16 protein-coding genes are annotated in these 17,639 nt (G+C 72.9%); 6 read left to right on the top strand and 10 right to left on the bottom strand.

From position 1 onward, the window contains the following. Positions 1–285 precede the first annotated feature (285 nt). The 3 genes from ACFYSH_RS33515 to ACFYSH_RS33505 all read left to right on the top strand — a co-directional run bounded on the left by ACFYSH_RS33515 (position 286) and on the right by ACFYSH_RS33505 (position 4,046). Positions 286–828, top strand: coding sequence for a DapH/DapD/GlmU-related protein (locus ACFYSH_RS33515; protein ID WP_359477674.1), 543 nt, complete (start codon positions 286–288; stop codon positions 826–828). Between the two features lie 93 nt (positions 829–921). Continuing rightward, positions 922–2,319 carry an FAD-binding oxidoreductase gene (locus ACFYSH_RS33510; protein WP_359477671.1) on the top strand — a complete coding sequence of 466 codons (1,398 nt, stop codon included), beginning with the start codon at positions 922–924 and terminating at the stop codon, positions 2,317–2,319. A gap of 98 nt (positions 2,320–2,417) precedes the next feature. Continuing rightward, entirely contained in the window at positions 2,418–4,046 is a 1,629-nt protein-coding gene (locus ACFYSH_RS33505; RefSeq protein WP_359477668.1) for a PucR family transcriptional regulator ligand-binding domain-containing protein, read from the top strand. A gap of 5 nt (positions 4,047–4,051) precedes the next feature. Here the strand turns inward: ACFYSH_RS33505 and ACFYSH_RS33500 are convergent, their stop codons facing one another. The 5 genes from ACFYSH_RS33500 to ACFYSH_RS33480 all read right to left on the bottom strand — a co-directional run bounded on the left by ACFYSH_RS33500 (position 4,052) and on the right by ACFYSH_RS33480 (position 9,210). Then, positions 4,052–5,131, bottom strand: a complete 1,080-nt coding sequence (locus ACFYSH_RS33500) for a glycosyltransferase family 4 protein (protein ID WP_388757598.1) — start codon at positions 5,129–5,131, stop codon at positions 4,052–4,054. Between the two features lie 174 nt (positions 5,132–5,305). After that, on the bottom strand, positions 5,306–7,051 hold the full coding sequence (recN, locus tag ACFYSH_RS33495; protein WP_359477660.1) for a DNA repair protein RecN: 1,746 nt from the start codon (positions 7,049–7,051) through the stop codon (positions 5,306–5,308). Positions 7,052–7,134: 83 nt separating this feature from the next. Then, on the bottom strand, positions 7,135–8,076 hold the full coding sequence (locus tag ACFYSH_RS33490; RefSeq protein ID WP_359477657.1) for an NAD kinase: 942 nt from the start codon (positions 8,074–8,076) through the stop codon (positions 7,135–7,137). Next, complete coding sequence (locus tag ACFYSH_RS33485) at positions 8,073–8,888, bottom strand: TlyA family RNA methyltransferase (RefSeq protein WP_359477654.1); 816 nt, start codon at positions 8,886–8,888, stop codon at positions 8,073–8,075. The genes ACFYSH_RS33490 and ACFYSH_RS33485 overlap by 4 nt, the downstream gene beginning before the upstream one ends. A gap of 7 nt (positions 8,889–8,895) precedes the next feature. Then, positions 8,896–9,210, bottom strand: coding sequence for a hypothetical protein (locus tag ACFYSH_RS33480; protein ID WP_388757595.1), 315 nt, complete (start codon positions 9,208–9,210; stop codon positions 8,896–8,898). 42 nt (positions 9,211–9,252) lie between these two features. On the opposite strand from ACFYSH_RS33480, the gene ACFYSH_RS33475 reads away from it, so the two are divergent. Further along, positions 9,253–9,600, top strand: a complete 348-nt coding sequence (locus ACFYSH_RS33475) for an SCP2 sterol-binding domain-containing protein (RefSeq protein WP_359477651.1) — start codon at positions 9,253–9,255, stop codon at positions 9,598–9,600. Between the two features lie 13 nt (positions 9,601–9,613). Here the strand turns inward: ACFYSH_RS33475 and ACFYSH_RS33470 are convergent, their stop codons facing one another. The 4 genes from ACFYSH_RS33470 to ACFYSH_RS33455 all read right to left on the bottom strand — a co-directional run bounded on the left by ACFYSH_RS33470 (position 9,614) and on the right by ACFYSH_RS33455 (position 13,682). After that, positions 9,614–10,420, bottom strand: a complete 807-nt coding sequence (locus tag ACFYSH_RS33470; protein ID WP_359477648.1) for an ABC transporter ATP-binding protein — start codon at positions 10,418–10,420, stop codon at positions 9,614–9,616. A 56-nt stretch (positions 10,421–10,476) separates the two neighbouring features. Continuing rightward, positions 10,477–11,535 (bottom strand): iron chelate uptake ABC transporter family permease subunit, encoded by a 1,059-nt coding sequence (locus ACFYSH_RS33465; RefSeq protein ID WP_359477645.1) that lies wholly within the window; start codon positions 11,533–11,535, stop codon positions 10,477–10,479. Beyond that, positions 11,532–12,533: an iron chelate uptake ABC transporter family permease subunit gene (locus ACFYSH_RS33460; protein ID WP_359477743.1), complete on the bottom strand. Its 1,002-nt coding sequence runs from the start codon at positions 12,531–12,533 to the stop codon at positions 11,532–11,534. The genes ACFYSH_RS33465 and ACFYSH_RS33460 overlap by 4 nt, the downstream gene beginning before the upstream one ends. A gap of 120 nt (positions 12,534–12,653) precedes the next feature. Beyond that, a complete protein-coding gene (locus ACFYSH_RS33455) occupies positions 12,654–13,682 on the bottom strand; it encodes an HAD hydrolase-like protein (RefSeq protein ID WP_359477642.1) in 1,029 nt (342 codons plus the stop codon). 72 nt (positions 13,683–13,754) lie between these two features. Here ACFYSH_RS33455 and ACFYSH_RS33450 point away from each other — a divergent pair, with 72 nt between their 5' ends. Both ACFYSH_RS33450 and ACFYSH_RS33445 read left to right on the top strand, forming a co-directional pair. Then, entirely contained in the window at positions 13,755–15,035 is a 1,281-nt protein-coding gene (locus ACFYSH_RS33450) for a DUF1015 family protein (RefSeq protein ID WP_388757591.1), read from the top strand. Between the two features lie 79 nt (positions 15,036–15,114). Further along, positions 15,115–15,723, top strand: a complete 609-nt coding sequence (locus ACFYSH_RS33445; RefSeq protein WP_388757588.1) for a GDSL-type esterase/lipase family protein — start codon at positions 15,115–15,117, stop codon at positions 15,721–15,723. A 107-nt stretch (positions 15,724–15,830) separates the two neighbouring features. On the opposite strand, the gene ACFYSH_RS33440 is transcribed toward ACFYSH_RS33445, so the two are convergent. Beyond that, positions 15,831–16,577, bottom strand: a complete 747-nt coding sequence (locus ACFYSH_RS33440) for a hypothetical protein (protein WP_359477740.1) — start codon at positions 16,575–16,577, stop codon at positions 15,831–15,833. Positions 16,578–17,639: the final 1,062 nt, after the last annotated feature.

Genomic DNA, 17,639 nt, shown 5'->3' with positions numbered 1-17,639 from the left:
TGCTGGCCGAGGAGTGGGACTCCGGGCTGCAGCGCCAGGTGGGCAACTTCCCGCAGGCGTTCAGCCATGTGCCGCTGATCGACACGGCCCTGCGGCTGACGGCCAGCGGGGCGTACGTCGGCTGACCCGCCGTCCCTCCCGTCCGCAGGGCCGCCCCGGTCGCATGACCGGGGCGGCCCTGCGGATGCGGCGGGTGCGCAGCCGTCCCGCCGCCGTGGAACATGACGGGACAACCGGATCCCCCGTGACACAACCAACCCGTCAGGCACGGGAAAGGACCTTGGCATGTCCAGTGACCGTCTCATGCGCATCCACAGCCCGGAGTTCCGGGCCATGTCGGAGAGAGTCCTCCGGGTCACCGAGCTCACCTCCCGCCTGAACGTCCTGCCCTTCGACGACGAGGAGGGCAAGGCGGAACTGTTCGGCCGGATCCTCGGCAGACCGCTGCGGGCCGGGGTCACGGTCCATCCGCCCTTCTACACGGACCACGGCCTGAACCTGGACCTCGCGCAGCGTGTGTTCGTCAACCAGAACTGCACGTTCCTGGACTACGCGGGCATCCGGCTCGGCGAGCGCGTGATGGTCGGACCGAAGGTCACGTTCATCACCGTCGGCCACCCGGTTGATCCCGGGGAGCGGCGGGGGTGGCTGAGCGGTGCGCCCATCGACGTGGCGGAGAACGTGTGGATCGGCGCCGGTGCCACGATCCTCCCCGGCGTCAGCATCGGCCGTGACGCCGTGGTCGCCGCAGGCGCGGTCGTGGCCGACGACGTCCCGCCGGCGAGTCTGGTGACGGGCGGCAAGGCGGCCGTGCGCCGGCGTTGGTGACCGCCCGGGCCCGTCGGCTCAGCGGAACGGCCGATGTCCACGGCCGGATCTACGATGGAGAGGTCCTGCAACGCCCTGCGAAGGGGGCACGACATGACGCCCCGAACCTCTGTGCCGGACACCGCTGCGACCGGTCTCCGTTCCGGCTTCACCGGTGAGGTCCACGTCCCGGGCGACCCGGGCTACGACGAGGCCCGTACCGTCTTCAACAGCATGATCGACCGCAGACCCGCGGTGGTGGCCCAGTGCGCCTCCGAGGCGGATGTCTCCCGGGCGCTGCGCTTCGCACGTGACGAGGGCCTGGAGGTAGCCGTCCGCGGAGGCGGTCACAGCGTGGCCGGCATGGCCCTCAGCGAGGGCGGCATGGTGATCGACCTGCGCCGGATGCACACGGTGGAGGTCGACCGGGACGCCCGTGCGGCCCGCGTGGACGGCGGCGCCACCATGGGGCACCTGGACCGGGCCACCCAGCCGTACGCCCTGGCCACCACGGGCGGGCGGGTTTCCACCACCGGCGTCGGCGGCTTCACCCTGGGCGGTGGGTCGGGGTGGCTGGAGCGTGCCTTCGGGCTGGCCTGTGACAACCTCCTGGCCGCCGATGTCGTGACGGCGGACGGCGCCGCCGTGCACGCGAGCGCGGACGAGAACCCGGAGCTCTTCTGGGCCCTGCACGGCGGCGGCGGAAATTTCGGCGTGGTCACCTCGCTCACTCTGCGACTGCACGACCTGCCGGCGATGAGCATGGCGCTGCTCCTCCTGCGCCCCGACAACGGCCCGGAAGCGGTCCGCACGTACCGGGACGTGATGGAGTCCGCCCCGGACGCGGCGGGCGGCGCCTGTCTCTACATCACCGGGCCGGCCGAGGAGTGGGTGCCGCAAGCCATGGTGGGCCGGCTCGTGTGCGCGGTCCTGGTCACCTACGCCGGTACGGAGGCGGAGCTGCGCGACGTGGCGGCTCCGCTGCTGGCGCTGGAGCGCGAGGCGGACGTGATCACGGCGATTCCGTACGCGGACCTGCAGTGCATGCTGGACGACCCGCCGGGCTTGCGGAACTACTGGTCTGCGGAGTATCTCGACGGTTTCCCCGACGAGGCCGTGGCGGCGTACTGCGCGGGCGCCGGCACGCTGCCCGTCCCCACGAATTCACAGCATGTGCTGTTCCCGATGGGTGGAGCGGTGGCGAGGGGACCGGCCGACCACCCGCTGCCCTGGCGCTCCTCGCCCTGGGCCGTGCACCCCTTCGGCGTCTGGGAGCGGGAGGCGGACGACGAACGGGTCAGGCAGTGGGTGCGGGAGGTACGCGCGGCACTGATGCCGTGGGCGAGCGGCGCGGTCTACCTGAACTTCATCGGGCGCGAGGGCCAGGAACGGGTCGTCGCCGGCTTCGGGGAGCACGCCTACGAGCGGCTTTCCCGCGTCAAGGCACGGTACGACCCGGACAACGTGTTCCACCTGAACCACAACGTCAAGCCCGCCGTGGTCGCCGCGTGACGTGTCCGGGCGGCGCGCGGTAGCTTCCTGACCGGGGCGTTCACGCCTCATGTACACGAGCGCGCGGGCGCGGACACGGAAGCACGAGGCCGGAACCGGTGGAGACAGAGGGCGGGATCACCGTGCGGCGGGCGCTGGAGCTGCCGGGGCTGCGCGCCGGACTACCGGAGGTCCTGGCCTGCGCGGACCGGCTGGACCGTGCGGTGCGCTGGGTGCACGCCGGTGAGGCGCCGAACCTCCCCGCGCTGCTCAAGGGCGGGGAGCTGCTGCTCACGACGGGGCTGGGCCTCGGATCCCGGCCCGCCGACCAGCGCGCCTTCGTCCGTAAGCTGGCCGACCGCGGCATCGCCGCCCTGGTCGTGGAGCTCGGCCCACGCTTCAGCCGGCTGCCCACGGCGATCGTGGAGGCGGCACGGACCGCGGGACTGCCCCTCGTCCAGCTTCACCGCGAGGTGCCGTTCGTGGCGGTGACCGAGGAGATCCACACCGAGATCGTCAACGGCCACTACACCCTGCTCCAGCGTGCGGAAGAGGTCCACCGGCGGTGTACGCAGGCGGTGCTGGGCGGCGGCGGGGTGCCGCAGGTCCTGGGGATCCTTGCGGACTTCGCCGCGAACCCGGTCTTCCTGGAGACTCCGGACGGCCGGCTGCTGTTCGCCGCGGGGACCGGCACGGGGCCGGTGGCCGCCGATCCGCTGCAGGTCTGGGAGAGGCTCCGCGGCGCGCGCCCGGCCCGTGAGGCGCCACCGGCCGGCGCGGTCCTGGTGGAGGTGCCGGGAGGCGGCCTCGGGTCCGGTTCCGTACGGGCCCGGCTGGTGCTGCTCCCGGTGGCCCGCCCCCTGGTGACGGTGCATCGGATGGCCGCCGAACGGGCCGCGGGCATCCTGGCCGTCGTGCTGATGCAGGCCCGCCAGGAGGACGAGGTGGCGGCGCGGGGACGCGGAGACTTCCTCACGGACCTCGCCGAAGGGCGGGTCGCTCCTGAGGACGCCCCCGCACAGGCCGGGGTGCTGGGGTTCAGGCCGGGCGGGGACCCCCTGCTGCCCGTGGTGATGCGGCTCGCCCCCGAGTCGGCCCCCTCGGGCAGCTGGGCCCTGCTGGCCCGGGCCGTGGCGGAGGAGCTCGCCGCGGTGGGGACGCCCGTGCTGGTGGGGGTGCGCCCGGTGGAGGGCCGGGTTCCGCTGTTGCTGGCGCTGCGCCCGGGGACGACGCGTACGGCGCTCGCGGACCGGGTGGCGGCGGCGCTGCGGGCCGGGACCGGCCGGGCCGGCCTGGACCGGGCCGGTGAGCGTACGCCGGTCGTCGTGGTGGTGGGGGCCGCGGGCGGCTGGGCGGCGGCGGGCGCGGGGCTGCGGCACGCGGCGGAAGCGGCGACGGCCGCGCAGGGGCTCGCGGAGAGCCCCTGGTACGACGCGCGCCGTCTGGACATCGACCTGCTGCTCTGGCGGCTGCGCGACCATCCGGACCTGGAGTCCTTCGTGGACCGGGCGATCGGGCCGCTGCGCGAGCACGACCGGACGTCGCGCCCGGCGCTGCTGCCCACGCTGGAGGCGTACCTCGCCCACGCGGGCCGCAAGGCGGAGGCCGCGCGCGAACTGCATCTGAACCGGCAGACGCTCTACAACCGGCTGGCCCGCATCGGCGAGCTGCTCGGCACGGATTTGGACGACCCGCAGTCGGTGCTCGCCCTGAGCCTGGCCCTGCGGGTACGGCGCCACACGCGCTGAGGACCCTACGTCACCGGCGGCTGCGCCAACTCGTCGTAGACGGACAGCACATGGGCGATCGTGTCGTCCTCGGTCGGCCAGCTCGCGGCCTGCGCGCGCCCCGAGGCGGCGAGCCGCTCCCGCTGCTCGGGGTCGCCGAGGAGTCGCACGACGGCACCGGCCAGTGCCCCGGCATCCCCGTACGGGACCAACTCAGCCGCTTCTCCGAGGAGTTCGGGCAGACCGTCGGTGCGGGTCGCGACCAGCGGGATGCCGATCCGCAGGGCCTCCCGGGCGAGCAGCGGCCCGCCCTCCCCCCGACCGGACAGTACGGCGACGTCGGCGGCGGCCAGAAGTCCGCCGACGTCGCCCGAGGCACCGGTGAGGACGACGGGCAGCTCCTCCGCCGCGATCCGGCGCCGCAGGGCACCTGCCCGGGGCCCCTCCCCCACGACGGCCAGCAGGGGCGCGGGATCCAGCGCGCGCCACTCGCGTACCGCGTCCAGCAGCGTCCCATGATCGTGCTGGGCCACCGATACCAGCAACGGCCTTCCCACCGCCCCCAGTTCGGCGCGCGTCTTGCCGCCTTCCCCGGGCTCGGGAGCGCCGGGGCAGCGGCTCGCGGGGATCGCGGCCGGCGCGATCCGCGCGTCCTTGGCACCCCGGCGGCGGGCGCGGTCGACCAGCTCCCACGAGGTGCCCAGCACGACGGCGGCCGCACGGGCGGCCCTTCGCTCCAGCAGGCGTAGCAGCCGGCCCCTGGCCCCCTCGGCGTGGGCGCGGGTGTGCCAGGTCACGACGAGCGGGGTGCCTCGGCCGCTCAGCGCCATCCCGGCGCGTACGGCGGCGTGCAACCCGTGTGCGTGGACGATGTCCGCCCCGGTGCAGGCCGTACGCAGCGCGGCGACGGCGGCGGGGTCACTGCGCCGGGGCACCGCGACGAAGCGGGCTCCCGTCGCGGGCAGGCCGTGGGCGCGTTCGGAACCGGCCGGAGCGCAGACCGTGACCTGCACGCCCCTGGCGACCAGTCCCGCGGCGAGCGAGCTGACATGAGCGCTGCTTCCGGCTCCGCTGCCCAGGACTTGGACCGTACGCAGCTGTGACACGTTGATTGGCTCCCGGGGCTCCCGAGTCGGCGGTGTGTACAGCCCAAGGATGCCAGTCCGTACGCACGTTCCGGCACCGGCGAAACGTTCTTCCCGTCGTCGTGACGACAGCGACTCGGGCCGCCCCACTCGTACGAGTGAGCAGGGCGGAACGAAACTGACGCCGGGGGCCCGCTACCCGTCGGCCCGCGCGGTCTCCAACAGCTCCTCGGCGTGCGCACGGGCGGTTTCCGAGTCCTCCTGTCCCGCGAGCATCCGGGAGAGCTCCCGCACCCGGTCCTCGCCTTCCAGGACCGTGACGCCACTCCTGGTCACCGATCCGTCCACGGTCTTCTCGACCAGCAACTGCCGGTCGGCGAAGGCCGCCACCTGCGGCAGGTGGGTGACCACGACGACCTGCGCGGACCGGGCGAGCTTGGCCAGCCGCCGGCCGACCTCGACGGCGGCCTTGCCGCCGACACCGGCGTCGACCTCGTCGAAGAGATACGTCGGCACGGGATCGGAACCGGCGAAGACCACCTCGACGGCGAGCATCACCCGGGACAGCTCACCGCCCGATGCGCCCTTGGCGATCGGCCGCGGCTGAGCCCCGGGGTGCGGTGCCAGCAGGAGCTCCACCTCGTCGGCGCCGGAAGGCCCGTAGAGCACGCTCCGGCCCCCGATGTCGATGCCGGACGCCTCGTCCGGCGCCTCGGTCTGCCTGATGGCGAAGGAGACGCGTGCGTGCGGCATCGCGAGCGAGGCCAGCTCCTCCGTGACGGCCGCGGCGAACCGCGCCGCCGCCTCCGTCCGCGCGTCGGTCAGCTCCTGCCCGAGGACGGAGAGCTCGGCGCGCAGTGCGTCGCGCTCCGCCGTCAGCTCACCGATCCGGTCGTCGTCGCCCTCCAGCTCGGTCAGCCGGGAGACACCGTCCTCGGCCCAGGCGAGCACGGAGGTGAGGTCCTGGCCGTACTTGCGGGTGAGGGCGGTGAGCGCGGCACGCCGCTCCTCCACGGCGGCGAGCCGCAGCGGGTCGGCGTCCAGCTGACCGGCGTATCCGGCGAGCTCCCCGGCGACGTCGGCGAGCAGGATCGAGATCTCGCCGATCCGGTCGGCGAGCGCGGCGAGCGCCGGGTCGTGGGCCCGCACGGCGTCCAGGGACCGTCCGGCGGCGGCCACCACCGTGGTGGCGTCCACGCCTTCCTGGTCCTCCGGGTCGCCCGCGAGCGCCGCGTGGGCCAGGGCGGCCGCCGAGGCGAGCGCCTCCGCGTGGCCGAGCCGCTCCGCCTCCGCGGCGAGCTCGGTGTCCTCCCCGGGCAGCGGCTCCACGGCGGCGACCTCGTCGAGGCCGAAGCGCAGCAGATCCGCCTCCTGGGCGCGCTCCCTGGCCCGGGTGGTCAGCTCGTCGAGCTCCGTGACGACCGCGCGCAGCCGCCGGTAGGCGGCGGCGTACTTGGTGTGCGGCACGTCCACACCACCACCGGCGTACCGGTCCAGGGCCTGGCGCTGCCGCGCGGGCTTGAGCAGACCCTGCTGGTCGGTCTGGCCGTGCACGGCGACGAGTTCGTCGGCGAGCTCGGCGAGCACTCCCACGGGCACGGATCTGCCCCCGAGATGGGCACGGGAGCGCCCTTCCGCCGAAACGGTACGGCTGATGAGCAGCGCGCCGTCCTCGATCTCGCCTCCGGCCTCCTCGGCGCGCACCGCCGCCGCGTCGCCCCGGGACACCGTGATCCGCCCCTCGACGACCGCGGCCTTGGCACCGACCCGCACCAGGGCGGGGTCGGCGCGCCCGCCGAGCAGCAGCCCGAGGCTGGTGACGACCATGGTCTTGCCCGCGCCGGTCTCGCCCGTCACCGCGGTGAAACCGGGTGACAGCTCCACCACCGCGTCGTCGATGACTCCGAGCGACCGTATCCGCATCTCCTCCAACACGGACATGACCTTACGAGGTCCGGAGCCCGGCGTGCGACGGGCCCCGGTGACGGATTCACTCACGCGGGTGTGAGCAGCGGCCCCGGAAATCAGTGCGGAGCGCCCCGCCAGCCCTGTACGGGCAGGGCGAACTTGGCCACCAGACGGTCGGTGAAGGACGCCTGGTGCAGCCGCGCGAGCCGTACGGGCACCGCGCCGCGCCGCACCTCCACCCTGGCCCCTGCGGGCAGCTCGACGGTCCTGCGCCCGTCGCACCACAGCACCCCGTGCGGGGTGTGCGGCTGGACCTCCACGGCCAGCACGGAGTCGGGCGAGGTCACCAGCGGCTTCGCGAACAACGCGTGCGCGCTGATCGGCACCATGAGCAGCGCCTCGACCTCGGGCCAGACGACGGGCCCGCCCGCCGAGAAGGCGTACGCGGTCGATCCGGTCGGGGTGGCGCAGACGATCCCGTCGCATCCGAAGCCGGTCACCGGCCGTCCGTCGATCTCCAGGACGACCTCGAGCATCCGTTCGGGCGAGACCTTCTGGACGGCGGCCTCGTTGAGCGCCCAGTCGGTGTGCACGATGTCACCGTTGCTGTGCACGATCACGTCGAGAGTCATGCGCTCCTCGACCTGGTACGCCCGGGTGACGACCCGGTCGACGACCTGGTCCAGGTCGTCACGCTCGGCCTCGGCGAGGAACCCCACCCGTCCGAGGTTGACGCCGAGCATGGGTACGCCCGACGCACGGGAGATCTCGGCACCGCGCAGCAGCGTCCCGTCCCCACCGAGCACGATCAGCAGTTCGCAGCCGTCCAGCACGTCCGGCGTCGCGTCGGTGACGGTCTTCACGGACGGTGGCAGCGGCAGGTCCTCCGCCTCCGCGGCCAGCACCCGCACGCCCAGGCCGTGCGCCAGCAGGCCCTGGACGACGAGCTCGGCGCTGCGGATCGCGGCCGGGCGGCCGGTATGTGCCAGCAGGAAGACGGTGCGTTCCGCGTTCCCCGGCTGTGCCGTGTTGCCTGGTTGTGCCGCATGCGTCGTCAACGGGGCCCCTCCGCCACTGCACGGTCGACATCCGCGGGATCCAGCGCAGGTGCGCCGGCCCGCAGCCACAGAAAGTACTCGACGTTTCCCGACGGGCCGGGCAGCGGGCTCGCCGTGACCCCTTCCACGCCGAGGCCCAGCAGTCCGGCCCGGCGCGCCACTTCCCGTACGGCTTCAGCCCGCAGCTCGGGGCTGCGGACCACGCCGCCGCTGCCGAGGCGTTCCTTGCCCACCTCGAACTGCGGCTTGACCATGAGCACCAGGTCGGCGTCGGGGGCGGCGCAGCGCGCGAGGGCGGGCAGCACCAGGCCGAGCGGGATGAAGGAGAGGTCGCCCACCACCAGGTCCACCGCCTTCCCGTCGATCTGCTCCAACGTCAGCTCCCGTACGTTGGTGCGGTCCTTGACGGTCACGCGTTCATCGGACTGCAGCGACCAGGCCAGCTGTCCGTAGCCGACGTCCACCGCCACGACGTGGCCGGCGCCGGCGCGCAGCAGTACGTCGGTGAAGCCTCCGGTCGAGGCCCCGGCGTCCAGCGCCCGGCGTCCCTCGACCTTCAGTCCCAGGGGGACGAAGGCGGCGAGGGCGCCCGCGAGTTTGTGCCCGCCGCGCGAGACGTACTCGGGGTCGCTGTCGTCCTTGACGACGACGACGGCGGCGCTCGTCTCGACCTGGGTGGCGGGCTTGGTCGCGGTGTTCCCGCCGACGGTCACCCGCCCCGCTGCGATCAGCTGGCTCGCGTGCTCGCGCGAGCGGGCCATCTTGCGGCGTACCAGCTCGGCGTCGAGGCGGCGACGTGCCACTCCTGCCACGTTCGGTTCAGCTCCTGTTGTCGTGCGCGGGCGTCGGTGCGGGTGCGGGCCGTGCGTCCAGCGCGGTCAGTTCGTCACGCAGCCCATGGTGTACATCCTCGTACACCTCGGTGTGGCCGTCCGCCGCGAGGTGGTCGGCGTCGGCCAGCCGCTCCAGCCGCGCGTCGACACCCGGGTGCCCGGTGGGGGTGCGTGCGACCCCGAGGGGTGCGGGCGGGACGGGGTCGAAGGAGGGCGTGGCGGGCACGGCGGGGTGCGCTGCGGCCTCTTCGTCCGCCTCGCCCCGCTGCGCCGTGTCCGGCCCCGGCATCCAGTCGCTCATGCGGGAACGCTACCCCGAAGAGCCGGTGTACCGTCGGTGACGATGGCGACCATGGAGGAGTGCCGCAGCGCACTCGACACACTTTCCGGCAACCTGGCGGGGGCCGACGGCGACGTACGCCGCGCCGCCGACCTCGACCGCTCGCTGAGCTGCCACATCAGGGACCTCGACGTGACGTTCACCGGACGGCTGACGAACGGCCGGATCCGGGTGCTGGACACGTACGACGGCCCGCCCGGGGAGAAGGCCGAGATCCGGCTCGCGATGACCGGGGACGACCTGGTGGCCATGGTCGACGGCGAGCTGAACTTCGCGAGGGCCTGGGCATCGGGCCGGGTGCGCCTGGAGGCGGGCTTCCGCGATCTGCTGAAACTCAAGTCGCTGCTGTAGCCCGCCGGGGGGCTCAGGCGGAGACCGCCGCCGTGCGCTTCTTACGGGCGGCGGGGACGACGAGGGGGGTTCCTGTCTCCGGGTCGGCGATGACCTGGCACCGCATCCCGAACACCTCCTCCACGAGCTGCGCGGTGACGATGTCCCCGGGCGCGCCCTCGGCGATGACCACGCCCTGGCGCATGGCGATGAGATGGGTGGCGTACCGGGCCGCGTGGTTGAGGTCGTGCAGCACGGCGACCAGTGTGCGGCCCTGTGTCTCGTGCAGTTCGGCGCAGAGGTCGAGCACGTCGATCTGGTGCTGGATGTCGAGATACGTCGTCGGCTCGTCCAGCAGCAGGAGCGGGGTCTGCTGGGCCAGGGCCATGGCTATCCAGACCCGCTGGCGCTGGCCGCCGGACAGTTCGTCGACGTAGCGGTCGGCGAGCTCGCCGACCCCGGTCGACACCATGGAATCCTTCACGATCCGCTCGTCCTCGGGCGACCACTGGCGCAGCAGCCCCTGGTGGGGGTAGCGGCCCCGCGAGACGAGGTCGGCGACGGTGATGCCGTCCGGGGCGGTGGAGGACTGGGGCAGCAGGCCCAGGGTCCTTGCGACCTTCTTCGCCGGCATCCGGTGGATGGACCGCCCGTCCAGCAACACGTCTCCGGCAGTCGGCTTCAGCATCCTGGAGAGGGCACGCAGCAGGGTCGACTTACCGCAGGCGTTGGGGCCGACGATGACCGTGAAGGAATTGTCGGGGATCTCGACCGAGAGGTTCTCGGCGATGACCCGCTGATCGTAACCGAGGGTCACCGAGTCCGCGGTGAGGCGCTGCATGGTCGTACTCCCGGAGTCTGTGGGGTTGGTCTGCGAGGTGCCCGGAGTGCGCGGCTTCATATGCGGCCCGCCCTGCGCTCCGACACGAGAAGCCACAGCAGGTAGCAGCCGCCGAGCACGCCCGTGACGACGCCCACCGGGAGCTGGCGGTCCCCGAAGGCGTTCATGGCGGTCCAGTCGGCGACGAGGAGCAGGGCCGCTCCCGTGGCGGCCGCGGCCGCCAGGTTGGGGCCGGGTGCGCGGGTGAGGCGGCGGGCGACCTGCGGGGCGCTGAGCGAGACGAAGACGATGGGCCCGGCGGCGGCGGTGGCGACGGCGACGAGCAGCACCGCGCAGGAGAGCAGGACGAGGCGGGTGCGTTCCACCTGTACGCCCAGGGCGTGGGCGGCGTCGTCGCCCATCTCGATCATGCGCAGGGCCCGGCCGTGGCCGAGGACCAGGGGGATCAGGACGCAGCAGACCGCGAGCAGCGGCCAGACCTGGGCGTAGTCCCGGCCGTCCAGCGAGCCGGTCATCCAGACGACGGCGCGGGTGGCGTCGACGAGGTCGGCCTTGGTGATCAGGTAGTGGGTCGCCGCGGTGAGCATCGCGGCGGCTCCGATGCCGACGAGGACGAGCCGGTAGCCGTGCACCCCGCGCTTCCAGGCCAGCACATGGACGGCGGCGCCGGTCAGGAGTCCACCGACGACGGCGCCCGCCGCGACCTCGGTGGGTCCGCCGTGGAAGAGCACGATCACGGTGAGCGCGCCGACCGCGGAACCCTGGCCGAAGCCCAGGACGTCAGGGCTGCCCAGGGGATTGCGGGAGACGCTCTGGAAGACGGCGCCGCCGACACCGAGCGCGGCGCCGACCAGCAGCCCGGTCAGGACCCTGGGCAGCCGGAGTTCGGTGACGATGAACTCCTGCTGGAAGGTTCCGTTGCCGAACAGCGTGGTGACGACCTGCCCGGGTGACATCGCGTAGTCGCCGCTGCCGATCAGCACCACGGCGGCGAAGGCCGCCGCCGCCACGAGCAGCGCGATCACGGCGAACGCCCGCACGTCCACCCGGAAGGAGAACCCGCCGGCCGTCCGCACGGCGTGCACGGTCCTGGTGGTGTCCTGCGTGGCCTTCACAGCTGGGCCATCCTTTTACGCCGTACGAGATGGATGAAGACGGGCCCGCCCAGCAGCGCGGTGACGATGCCGACCTGCAGTTCGGAGGGGCGGGCGATGACCCGGCCCACCACGTCGGCGCCGAGCAGCAGCACGGGCGCGAGCACGGCCGCGTAGGGCAGGATCCACCGCATGTCCGGGCCCGTGATGGTGCGGACCAGGTGGGGGATCATCAGCCCGATGAAGACGATCGGCCCGCAGGCGGCGGTCGCCGCCCCGCAGAGCAGGGTGACGGCCGCCATCGCGAGGACGCGGGTGCGGGTCAGGTGCGCGCCGAGCGCCCTGGCCGTGTCGTCGCCCATCTCCAGCGCGTTGAGCGGCCGGGCGATGAGCAGGGCCACCAGCACGCCGAGCGCGATGAACGGCCAAACCTTGCCGACGGTCTCCGGGTTCGCGGAGGCCAGCGACCCCACGGTCCAGAAGCGCAGCCGGTCCAGCGCCGCGGAATCCAGCAGCTGTACGGCGTTGACGTAGCCGAACAGCGCAGCCGTCACCGCCGTACCGGCAAGAGCCAGGCGCACGGGGTTCGCGGAGCGGCTTCCACCGAGCAGGTACACCGCCACGGACACGATCGCGGCGCCGCCGAACGCGAACCAGACGTATCCGGTCAGCGAGGTGACGCCGAGAAAGGTGATGGCCGAGACCACGGCTGCCGCCGCGCCCGCGTTGACCCCCAGCAGACCCGGCTCGGCGAGCGGGTTGCGGGTCAGCGCCTGCATCACCGCGCCGGCCAGCCCCAGGGCAGCGCCGACGATCAGCCCCAGCACGGTGCGAGGGACCCGTACGTCCCGCACGAGGACGTCGCCGTTGGTGCCCGAGTAGTGGAACAGACCGTGCCACACCTCGGAGAGCGGGAGGGCCTTGGCGCCGATCGCGACACTCGCGAGGCACACCAGCACCAGCACGCCTACGGCGACCAGCAGGCCCGCGGCTCGTACCGCATGGCGCCCCGCGCGCACGGGTGCCCCCGGCGCGGCCACGCGAGCGGCGTTCGTTTCAGAAGGACTCTCGACCAACACCGAGTTAGGGTAGCCTACCCTGCCACTGCGTGATCCCGCCGTGCCGACGAGCGCCGACGGCTACAGGTCCAGTCCTGCCACGGCCTTCACCGCGTCGAGCCCGCACGCACCCTCCCCTGCATGTGTCCACGCCGCCCCGCACAGGGCCCGCAGTCCGTCGATCGCGTCGCCTCCGCCCTCCAGCACGAGCGCGTCCCCGCGCACCACGGCCGTCCAGCCGCCGCAGCGGAAGCCGCCGTCCTCCTCCGAGACGTCGGGCTGCCCCGTGAGCAGCCCCCGCAGATCCCGGTCCACATAGGTCGGGCGGTACTTGGGTTCCGCCGCGATCAGCTGCGCCGCGTCCGTCACCCCGGTGAGGACGAGCAGCGAGTCCACACCGCCGTTGTAGGCGCCCTCGATGTCCGTGTCCAGCCGGTCCCCGACGACCAGTGGCCGCTTCGCCCCCGTCCGCAGCACGGTCTCGCGGTGCATCGGCGGCAGCGGCTTGCCCGCGACCTGCGGCTCGGCACCGGTGGCGATCCGTACGACCTCCACCGCGGCGCCGTTGCCCGGAGCGATGCCCCGGGCGCCCGGGATCGTGAGGTCCGTGTTGGACGCGAACCACACGGCCCCACGCGAGATCGCGTATGCCGCCTCGGCGAACCTGCCCCACGGCAGATCGGGCCCGCCGAACCCCTGCGCCACGGCGACCGGGTCGTCGTCCGCCGACTCCACCGGCACCAGGCCCCTTTCGCGCAGCGCGACCCGCAGTCCTTCACCACCGACCACGAGCACCTTGGCGCCGGAGGGAAGCTGATCTGCCATCATCCGGGCCACGGCCTGCGCCGACGTGATCACGTCGGCAGCGTCGGCCGGCACCCCGAGCTCCGTCAGGTGCTCCGCCACCGCGTCCGGTGTCCGCAGCGCGTTGTTCGTCACGTACGCCAGGTGCATGCCGCCCGCGCGGGCGGTGCCCAGCGACTCGACGGCGTACACGATCGCGTGCCCGCCCGCGTACACCACCCCGTCAAGATCGAGCAGGGCCGTGTCGTACGCCTCGCTCAGCGCCACGGCGCTTCCGCGCGGCCGGGACCTGTACTGCTGACTCATATGCCTGTGCTCCTCTTCCCATGCCTCTCCCCCGATCATCGCGCATCGCCGGAGCGCACATACGATGCCCTGATGAACACAACCGGGTACGCCGCCGGCCAGGGACTACGGCTGATTCCCTTCCGAGGACTGCGCTACGTCCCCGAGCGGGTCGGCAGTCTGGCGGCGGTGACCTCACCTCCGTACGACGTCGTCGTCCGGCCGGACGGCCTGCACCACCTGGAGTCCGCGGACCCGCACAACATCGTGCGGCTGATCCTCCCGCAGGCCGGCACGGCCGCCGAGCGTCACCAACGGGCCGCCGACACCCTGGAGCGCTGGCTCGCGGAGGGCGTCCTCGCCCCTGACCCGGCACCCGTGCTCTACGTCTACGAACAGCGCGCCGACGACATCCTTCAGCGCGGTGTGATCGGGGCTCTGGCGCTCTCCCCCGCGTCGGAGGGCATCGTCCTGCCGCACGAGGACGTCATGGCCGATGTGGTGGAGGACCGCGCCGACCTGATGCGCACCGCCGCCGCCCACTTCGAACCCCTGCTCCTCAGCTACGCGGGGGACGGCGGGCCGGGCGGCACGACGGCTGTCATCGAGCGGGTGGTGGAACGCGTTCCGCTCCTCACCACGACGACCGAGGACGGTTTCGGCCACCGCCTCTGGGCCGTCACCGATCCCGTGGAGCAGGGGGAGATCGCGTCCGGTCTTTCCCACCGCCAGGCGCTGATCGCAGACGGCCACCACCGCTGGGCCACCTATCTGCGGCTCCAGCAGGAGCAGACCGTGCCCGGCCCCTGGGACTTCGGTCTCGTCCTGCTCGTGGACACCGCCCGCCATCCGCTGCGGGTGCGCGCCATCCACCGGCTGCTGCACGGCCTCCCGGTCGCCCAGGCGCTACGCGCCCTCGACGGCCGCTTCCGCGTACGGCCCATCGGCGGTCCGCTGCCCCGGGCCCTCGACGCACTCGCGGACGCCGCCGCGGACGGCAACGCCTTCCTCCTCGCGGGTGACGGCCGGTTCCACCTGGTCGACCGGCCGGACGAACAACTGCTGGCCCGCACGGTCCGTACCGACCGGCCGGACGCCTGGCGCACACTCGACGCGACCGTGCTGCACTCCACACTGCTCGACGACGTGTGGCGGATCCCCGACGATCCTGGGCACATCGCCTACATCCACGACACGGCGGCGGCGGTCGAGCAGGCGGAACGGCACGACGCCACAGCGGTACTGATGCATCCGGTACGCGAGGAGGTGGTACGGGACCTGGCCAGACAGGGCATCACGATGCCCCGCAAGTCGACCTCTTTCGGCCCGAAGCCGGCGACGGGGCTGGTCCTGCGCAGTCTCGGCGTCGACTGAATCCGACGAACGCCCTGGTCACCCGCACGAGTCCGCACCCAGGCATGGCGTGGTCAGGCCGGCCGCTAGGCTCAGCCGCATGATCGGGGACATGCGTATCTGCTTCATCGGGGACTCCTTCGTCCAGGGGATCGGTGACCCGGAACACCGGGGGTGGGTCGGCCGTGTACTGGAGGCCACCGACCGAGACATCACGGCCTTCAACCTCGGCATCAGGCGCAACACCTCCGAGGACGTCCTGCGCCGCTGTCGGCAGGAGGTACTGCCCCGCATCCTGCCTGGTGCCGACAATCGTCTCGTCATCTCCTTCGGCAGCAACGACTCCGTCGAGGAAGAGGGCGCGGTACGCGTCGAACCGGCGCGCACCCTGGCGAACCTGGCCTCGATCCTGGACGACTGCCGACGGCAGAACATCTCCCCACTGACAGTCGGCCCACCACCAGTCGTCGACGCGGGCGACGGGCATCTGCGACGCACCGCGGGACTCGCCGACGAGATGGCCGCCCTCTGCCGCGCACGGGACGTCCCGTTCATCGCCACCACCCTTGAACTGGCTGACGACCCCACCTGGACGCGGGAAGTCATGGCAGGCGACGGAGCGCATCCGGGCAGCGGCGGTTATCGAAGGCTGGCCGACCTCGTCCTCGCCGGTCAGTGGCGCGAATGGATCACCTTGTCACGCCCGTGACCGGCATCACCGGGCACCATGAGGCTTCGGCGGCTGCGAAACGCAGAAAGGGCGGCACCCCCCCCCGGGGGGTGCCGCCCTCTTCATGTCGCGTGCGTCAGCGGTGCTCAGGCCTTCGCGGACCCGTCAGCGTCGCCTTCCTCGTCGTCTGCTGCGCGGGCCGCGCCCTGGCCGTCGGTGGCCCGGCCATCGACGCCTTCTGCGTGAACCGCTTCTCCGGTGTGCTCGTCGTCGTCGCCGAGGGCGTCGACGAACTCCACACCATCGAGTTCGGCCAGCCGGTCGGACGCGTCGGTCGCACCGTCCTTGTCGGCCTCGAGGGCCTTCCCGAACCACTCACGGGCCTCGTCCTTGCGGCCTGCCTCCAGGAGCGCGTCGGCGTAGGCGTAACGCAGGCGCGGTGTCCACGAGTGCACGGCACTGGAGGCGAGCTCCGGGCTCTGCAGTGTGACGATCGCCGCGTCGATCTGCCCCATGTCCCTGCGGGCTCCGGCGGCGACCAGGCGCATCTCGACCTGGCCGGCCTTGTCCAGCTTCTGCACCTCGGGCTCACCGGCCATGTCCATGGCCCGCTCGGGCCGGCCGAGCCCGCGCTCGCAGTCGGCCATGACGGGCCACAGCTCCACGGAACCGGTCATCCGACGCGACGCCCGGAACTCGGCCAGCGCCTCTGCGTACTTCTGGGTGGCGTACGCAGCGAAGCCGGCCGCCTCGCGTACTGCGGCGACCCTCGACGCGAGCCGAAGGGCGATGCGCGAGTAGGCGTACGCCTGCTCAGGGTCCTCGTCGATCAGACGGGCGACCATGACGAGGTTCCGCGCGACGTCCTCGGCAAGGGTCTTCGGCAGGCTCATCAGCTCCTGCCGGACGTCCTTGTCGATCTCGTCGCCGGTGACCTCATCGGGGATGGGGAGCCGCTTGATGGGCTCACGGTCCCGGTCGTCGCGTCCCTGGTAGCCGCCCCGGTCGTCGCGGCCACGGTAGCCGCCACGGTCGTTGCCCCGGTCGTTGTCACGGCGCGGGCCACGGTCGCGGTCGCGGTCGTCACGGCGGAAGCCGCCGCCGGTGCTGCCACCACGGTCGTCGTCGCGGCGCGGACCACGGGGGCGGTCGTCACGACGATCGAAGCCGCCACCACTGGGGCGGCCGCCACGGTCGTCACGCTGACCACCGCGGTAGCCGCCACGGTCGTCCTCACGGCGCGGGGCACGGTCGTCACGGCGGAAGTTGCCGGGCCGGTCGTCATCGCGGCGCGGGCCACGATCGCGGTCCCGGTCATCGCGGCGGAAACCACCACCACCGCTGCCACCACGGCTGTCGTCACGGCGGAAACCACCACCGGTGCTGCCACCACGGTCGTCGTCGCGGCGCGGGCCACGGGGGCGGTCGTCACGACGGTCGAAGCCACCGCCACCACTGGGGCGGCCGCCACGGTCGTCACGCTGACCACCGCGATACTCACCACGGTCGTCCTCACGGCGCGGAGCACGGTCGCGGTCGTCACGGCGGAAGCCGCCGCCGGTGCTGCCACCACGGTCGTCGTCGCGGCGCGGGCCACGGGGGCGGTCGTCACGACGGTCGAAGCCACCGCCGGCGGGGCGGCCGCCACGGTCGTCACGCTGACCACCGCGGTAGCCGCCACGGTCGTCCTCACGGCGCGGGGCACGGTCGTCACGGCGGAAGTTGCCGGGCCGGTCGTCATCGCGGCGCGGGCCACGATCGCGGTCCCGGTCATCGCGGCGGAAACCGCCGCCGGTGCTGCCACCACGGCTGTCGTCACGGCGGAAACCACCACCGGTGCTGCCACCACGGCTGTCGTCACGGCGGAAACCACCACCGGTGCTGCCACCACGGCTGTCGTCACGGCGGAAACCACCACCGGTGCTGCCACCACGGCTGTCGTCACGGCGGAAACC

It is taken from the genome of Streptomyces sp. NPDC005791 (assembly GCF_042871485.1).
Classification (GTDB): Bacteria; Actinomycetota; Actinomycetes; order Streptomycetales; family Streptomycetaceae; genus Streptomyces.
Note: the sequence above shows the minus strand (reverse complement) of the source record. Positions and strands in the feature narration are given on the sequence as shown.